Below are 5,802 nucleotides of genomic sequence, written 5' to 3' on the forward strand. Positions count from 1 at the left end.
GGGGCGGGACGTGACGGGGGCCGATCTGCTGCTCGGGACCTCCGCGGGCGCGGCCGTCGCCGCCCAGGTGGGCAGCGGGCTGGGCCTCGATGAGCTGTACGCCCGTCAGGTGGACCCCGCGCTGCAGCCCGCCGAGATCATGGCGGAGCTGGATCTGGAGAAGTTGGCCGCGGAGTTCGGTGCCGCGGCCGCCGCCGCCTCCTCCCTGCCGGAGCTGCGGCGCGCGGTGGGCCGAATGGCGCTGGAGGCGCGGACCGTGCCGGAGGCCGAGCGGCGGGCGGTGATCGCGTCGCGACTGCCCTCCCACACCTGGCCCGAGCGCGCGCTGAAGGTGGTCGCCGTGGACGCCGGGACGGGTGAGGCACGGGTCTTCACCAGGGACTCGGGGGTTCCGCTGATCGACGCGGTGGCGGCGAGCTGCGCCGTGCCGGGCGTGTGGCCGCCGGTCACCGTCGACGGGCGTCGTTACGTCGACGGCGGTGTGCGCTCCGTGGCCAACGCCGACTACGCGGCCGGCGCGGACCGCGTGGTGCTCCTGCTCCCGATGGGCACCACCGAGCCGTTCCCCAGTGAGCGGCCGGTCGAGCGGGTCGTGGCGGAGCTGCGCGCGGCGGGTGCGGAGGTCTGGGTGGTCGAGCCGGACGAGGCGTCCCGGACGGCGATCGGCGACAACGCCCTCGACCCGGCCACCCGCCGGCCCGCCGCCGAGGCGGGCCGGGCCCAGGGACGCGACCTGACGCCGCCTTGGGGCGACCAGGGCTGAGCCCGTGCGTGCCCAGGGGCTGGACCCGGCCGCCGTCGCCGCGCGCCCGGAGGGCTCAGGTGCCCCGGTCGCAGACCGATGGCAGCCAGGTCAGTTCCTCGTTGCTGCTGAGGCTGTCCAGGTCCGCCAGCAGGGCGTCCAGGTGGCGTGGGTCGGCGAGGAAGTCGATGGTGGCCTGGGTGAAGGCGTCGCGGACCGGGGGCGGCATGGCGTCGGAGGCGTCGAAGCAGTGCACCGCCGCGGGGTCCAGCAGCTCGCGGGCCAGCGAGCGGTGCCAGGAACCGGTGGGTTCGGCGGCCGGCTGGGCCGCGGCGGCCACGGAGAACCCCGACTCCTTCGCGTTCCAGGCCCGTTGCGCCTCGGTGGAGGCGAGGTGGCGGATCAGCTGCCGCGCCTGCGGGGTGTCGTGCAGCAGGGCCACGAGGTCCCCGGAGACCTCCCAGGTGTTCCGGGCCGTGGCGCCGGGGATCAGCTCGGCCGACGGCAGGTAGTCGCCGTGCGCGTCCTTCCAGGGCCGGTAGCTGCGCACGAACGACGCCTGGTGTTCCAGCGCGCACTGCCGGGGGTGCCCGGCGAGCAGCTTGGAGGCGTCCTGGTAGCCGGTCTTGAGCGCCCGTGCCACCAGCTCGGGCGAGCGCCCGGCGCCGACCAGCCGCCCCCAGGTCCGCCAGGCCCGTACCACCTCCCTGGACTGCCAGGGCAGCAGTCCGCGTGCCCACCGCTGGTAGGTCCGCGGGCCGGCCTGCTGGAGGAGGATGTCCTCGACCCAGTCCGTGCCGGGCCAGCCGCTGGTGGCGCCGGAACCCATGCCCACGCACCACTGGTCCGGCCGCCCGGCGGCCCGCCGCAGCTCCGGTCCCGCGGTGCCCCCTGGGTACCAGACGAGGCTCTTGACGTCGGCCTTGAGCGGGAACCAGTACACGTGCCCGCGCAGCCGGGTGGCCCAGGACGTGCCAAAGGCGCCCTCGGGGACGAGGTCCTCGACCGGGTGGAGCTGGCCCCGGCGTGCGTAGTCGGCGAGTTCGCCCGGACCGGTGAGCACCACGACGTCCGGGGGCGTGCCGGCCTCCACGTCGGCGCTGAGCACCTGGCTCTCGGCGGAGCTGCCCTGGTAGTCGACGTGGACCCGGTGCGCCCGCTCGAACGGGGCGATCACCGAGTCCCGCAGGTGCCGGGCGTCCTCGCCGGTCCAGTTGGCCAGCAGGGTGACGGTCGGTTCCCGCGCGAGCGTGCGGACGCCCACCACGACGGCGGCGGCCAGCACGGCCAGGCAGCTCGCCACCACGGTGACCACGCGCACCAGCCGGCGCGACGGGCGGCGCCGGGCGCCGGGCGCGGCAGGCGCGGGACCGGGGACCGGGCCGGGGGCGGGGGCGCTCACCGGGGCCTGAACCGGTAGTCGTTGATGTGCTGCCGCAGTCCGGTCTCGGCCAGTGCCATGAGCAGGACGCCTCCTATCACGATCCACACCGCGGCCGCCGCGCGGAATCCGGTGTGCGCCAGGTGCGCGGCGGCGTCCTGCCCCGCGCGGGGGATGGCGGGGCCGGGCGGCGCCCCGTCGAGAAGGGCGCGGGTGTCCGCCATGCCCCGGTGGGTCCAGACGGTGAACAGCAGCAGGGTCGCGAACCCGGCGGCCAGCAGCGCCCCGGCGGCGAGCAGGTGGCGGTTGTAGCGGCGCCGGAACCGGTGGCGCAGGAAGAGCTGCGTCTCCACCAGGGCCGCGCCGAGGGCGAGGACGAGCAGCGCGGAGGCGGTCCAGCCGAGCCACAGCAGTGGCCCGAAGGAGGTCTGCCGCTCCACCGCCGCGAGCTGCCGGGTGCGCAGCGCCCTGAGCCGGGCCTCGATGCCGGAGTCGTCGCCCTTCAGGATGCCGGTCGCGTAGCTGAGGTAGGCGTCCCGCAACAGACTTCCGTCGGGCTCCAGTTGAGCCTTCTGGACCATGTTGGAGTAGCCGGTGATCAGTCCGGCGACCGTCTGCACGGCCTGCCGGGCGGCCGGGCCGCCCGCGTCGTCGGCGGCGGCCACCGAGATGCTCTGCGCGGCCACCGAGATCTGCTTCTGGAACTCGCTGAGGGACGGCGGTGTCCCGGTCGCCTCGGCCTGGGCCGCGCCGAGCGCGTAGAGGGCGGTGTCGATGGCGAGGACGGCGGGTGCGCTGGAGGTGCGCAGCGGGTCGGCGTCGCCGTGCACGCCCTCGTAGGACAGGAAGAGGGCGAGGGTCAGCACGGCGCTCAGGGCGAGCAGCAGCCGGTGGCGCACGGCCAGTTCGTGGGCGGTCGTGCTGCCTTGCGGGGGCGGGCGGCGCCCTGCGGCCAGTAGCCGGGCGAGCGGGCGCGGCAGCGACCCGCCGTCGCGCGGGCCGCGGGGGGGGGGGGGGGGGGGGGGGGGGGGGGGGGGGGGGGGGGGGGGGGGGGGGCCCCCCCCCCCCCCCCCCCCCCCCCCCCCCCCCCCCCCCCCCCCCCCCCCCCCGCGCCCGCCCGCACCGCCGCCGGCCCGGCTGCCCGGACGGGCGCTCATCGGGTCCTCCTCATGGCGTCCTCCTCAGCGGCCGTCCGCAGTCGCCGCCGCAGTAGACCGAGTCCGCGGGGCCCATCCACCCGCAGTCGGGGCACTCGATGAGGCCGCCGGGCCCGGCGGGGACGGGGTCGTCGGCGCCGGGCAGTTCCGGCGGTCCGGCCGGGGGCGGCCCGGCGGCCGGCGGTTCCGGCGGTGTGGTCATGGCGCTGGAGAGGATCAGGTGCTGCCAGTCGACGTCCCGCAGGCCGTCGCGGACCCGGCCGGTGCCCGGGGCGGCCTCGATCCGGGCGAGCGCGCCCAGCAGGTGGGCGTCGCCGAGTTCCTCGGCGAGGGCCAGCGCGTGGGCGAGCCGGCGGTCGGCCTCCGCCCTGCCCTCGGCGCGGTGCAGCCAGGCCCGGTAGGCCCGTCCGACGGCCGCGCTGGCCTGCTGGTACAGCTCGTGGCGGTGGATCCCGGGGTGCCGCCGGGAGGCGTCGAGCGGGTTGTCGGTCCAGTGGACCAGCACCGGCCGGGGCGCGGGCAGCCGCACGGTGCGCCCGAAGTCGGGTACGACCACCTCGACGGCGGCGAGCTGGAGGTCCTCGCCGATCACGCGGCCGGTCGGGTCGGCGGTCAGGACGACCTGGAAGTGCCGGGTCTCCTCGCCCCAGGCCCGGGTGACGTACTCGGTGCCGCGTCCGCCCGGCTCCGTCGCGAAGGGCGGGAGTTCCTGCTCGCTGGGCACGACCTGCTTGACCTGGCGGATCACGGTGCCGGGGGTGGGGGTGAGCCTGATGCGCAGTTCGGGGACCGCCTTGCCGAGCAGCCCGTTCATCAACGTCTCGTAGACGCCGGTGAGTTCGGCTTCGCGGCGGACCGCGCCGGCCCGGCCGTGCAGTCTGCGGGTGATGCGCAGCAGCAGGTCGGCGTCCCAGTCGTCGCCGATGCCCCAGGCGTCGCAGACGAACCGGCCGTCGCAGGCGTCCAGGGCGGTGTCGAGCGGCATGGTGGCGCGGTGGTCGTGTTCGTTGCGCCCGTCGGTGAGCAGCAGGACGTGTTTGACGGGCGCGGTCTGCTCGCTCAGCAGCCGCCGGGCCAGGTCGAGCCAGTGGCCGATGGCGGTGCCGCCGTCCGCGTCCAGGATCCGTACGGCGCGTTCGGCGGCCGCGCGCTCCGCGGGCCCGGCGACGGCCATGCCCTCGTGGCCGGGCCCGGGGTGCACCACGGTGGCGGCGAACCGGCCCGAGAGCACGGCGAACGCGCTTCCCTCCGGCAGCAGCCGCAGGGCTGCGGCCGTGGCCTCCTTGGCGGCGCGCAGTTTGGCGGCCGGGTGCAGCATGGAGCGGGAGGTGTCGACGATCAGCACCTCGGCGAGGGCGGGTCCGGGCCGGTGGGCGGCGCCGGTGACGAGGTCCGGGCGGCCGCCCTCGCGCGTCACCCCGATCTCCAGGATGGCGTGCATCTCCCGGTCACGGGGCTGCCCGGGCGCGGTCGGGGCGGCGGGCAGTTCCTTGTTCTGCCCGACCTCGAGGGTCACGACGACGTCTCCGGCGTGTTCGGCGGTGCTCACGGCCGCGCTCCCCTCGCTTCCCGGTCCGGCGTTCTCAGAAGGTGGTCATCGGCCGCACGGCGTGGGCCAGGTCGAGCAGCCGGCCGTGCTCGTCGGCGGTGCGGGCCTGTGCGGCCAGGTGCCGGAAGGACTGCTCCAGGAGGGTGCGCAGCGCCTCCTCGGTACCCGGCCCGAGCAGGTCGCCGGTGGGGAACTCCGGGCGCCGGGTGCTCCCTCGGAAGCAGTGCAGTACGTTCTCGCGGACCTCGGCCACCAGCCGGGCCCGCGACTCGCCGTCGGCGGCGCCGCCGTCCAGGTGCAGTTCGGGCAGCCGCCGTGCCGCGTCCCGCAGGTCGGCGGCCGACGGGGCCCGGCCGGCCAGGAGGCCGGCGCGGATGCGGACCGCCGCGACGCGTGCGGCGTCGTAGTGGCGGGAGGTGGCCGGGACGTCGTCGAGGACGCGTACGGCGGCGTCCCGGTCACCGCCGGCCAGGTGGCCCCGGGCCAGGCCGAAGGCGGCCGCGGTGTGGGCGAAGTCGCGGGCCCAGACGGCCTCGTAGAACGGCATCGCCCGGTCCGCGGGCCCGTCGCCGTGTTCGGCGCAGTGGCCGAGGGCGAGCTTGGGCCCGTACTCGCCGGGCAGCGCCCGGTGGACGGCCTCGAAGCAGTCGCCGGCCTGCCGGACCTCCGCCCTGCTGAGATGCAGTACGCCGCGGTGCCAGGCGATGCGCCAGTCGTGGCCGGCGGCCCGCTCGCCGAGCAGGGTCGCGGCCTCGGCCAGCCAGCTCTCCGCCGCGCCCTGCTCGCCCCGGCGCAGGTAGGCGCGGCACAGCCACAGCGCGGTCTCGGGGGTGCCGAGGCGGGACTCTCGGGTCCACTGCCGGGCGACCCGGTCGGGCGCGTCGGGCGAGAAGGTGTCCAGCAACAGGGCGGCGCCGTCGTCGGGGTCGGGCACCGGGGCCGGGAGGGCGCCGGCGGCCTCGGCGGCCGGGGG

General features: G+C 77.0%; 5 protein-coding genes. 1 reads left to right on the plus strand and 4 read right to left on the minus strand.

Annotated features, from left to right (window positions below):
• A partial coding sequence (locus V7E45_RS38265; RefSeq protein ID WP_333778887.1) for a patatin-like phospholipase family protein occupies window positions 1-763 on the plus strand: 763 nt, incomplete at its 5' end.
• Window positions 764-818: 55 nt separating this feature from the next.
• Here V7E45_RS38265 and V7E45_RS38270 read toward each other — a convergent pair.
• The 4 genes from V7E45_RS38270 to V7E45_RS38285 form a co-directional block, all read right to left on the minus strand.
• The gene (locus V7E45_RS38270; RefSeq protein WP_333778888.1) at window positions 819-2,144 is read right to left on the minus strand and encodes an ABC transporter substrate-binding protein; all 1,326 of its coding nucleotides are present in this window, start codon (window positions 2,142-2,144) and stop codon (window positions 819-821) included.
• Window positions 2,141-3,022, minus strand: a complete 882-nt coding sequence (locus V7E45_RS38275) for a hypothetical protein (RefSeq protein ID WP_333778889.1) — start codon at window positions 3,020-3,022, stop codon at window positions 2,141-2,143. The genes V7E45_RS38270 and V7E45_RS38275 overlap by 4 nt, the downstream gene beginning before the upstream one ends.
• A gap of 268 nt (window positions 3,023-3,290) precedes the next feature.
• Entirely contained in the window at window positions 3,291-4,829 is a 1,539-nt protein-coding gene (locus V7E45_RS38280) for a VWA domain-containing protein (protein WP_333778890.1), read from the minus strand.
• A 34-nt stretch (window positions 4,830-4,863) separates the two neighbouring features.
• Window positions 4,864-5,802 (minus strand): tetratricopeptide repeat protein (locus tag V7E45_RS38285; protein WP_333778891.1); only part of this gene is annotated, 939 nt, incomplete at its 5' end.

Origin of the sequence: Streptomyces sp. IBSBF 3136, assembly GCF_036815105.1 — a bacterium.
Taxonomy (GTDB): domain Bacteria; phylum Actinomycetota; class Actinomycetes; order Streptomycetales; family Streptomycetaceae; genus Streptomyces.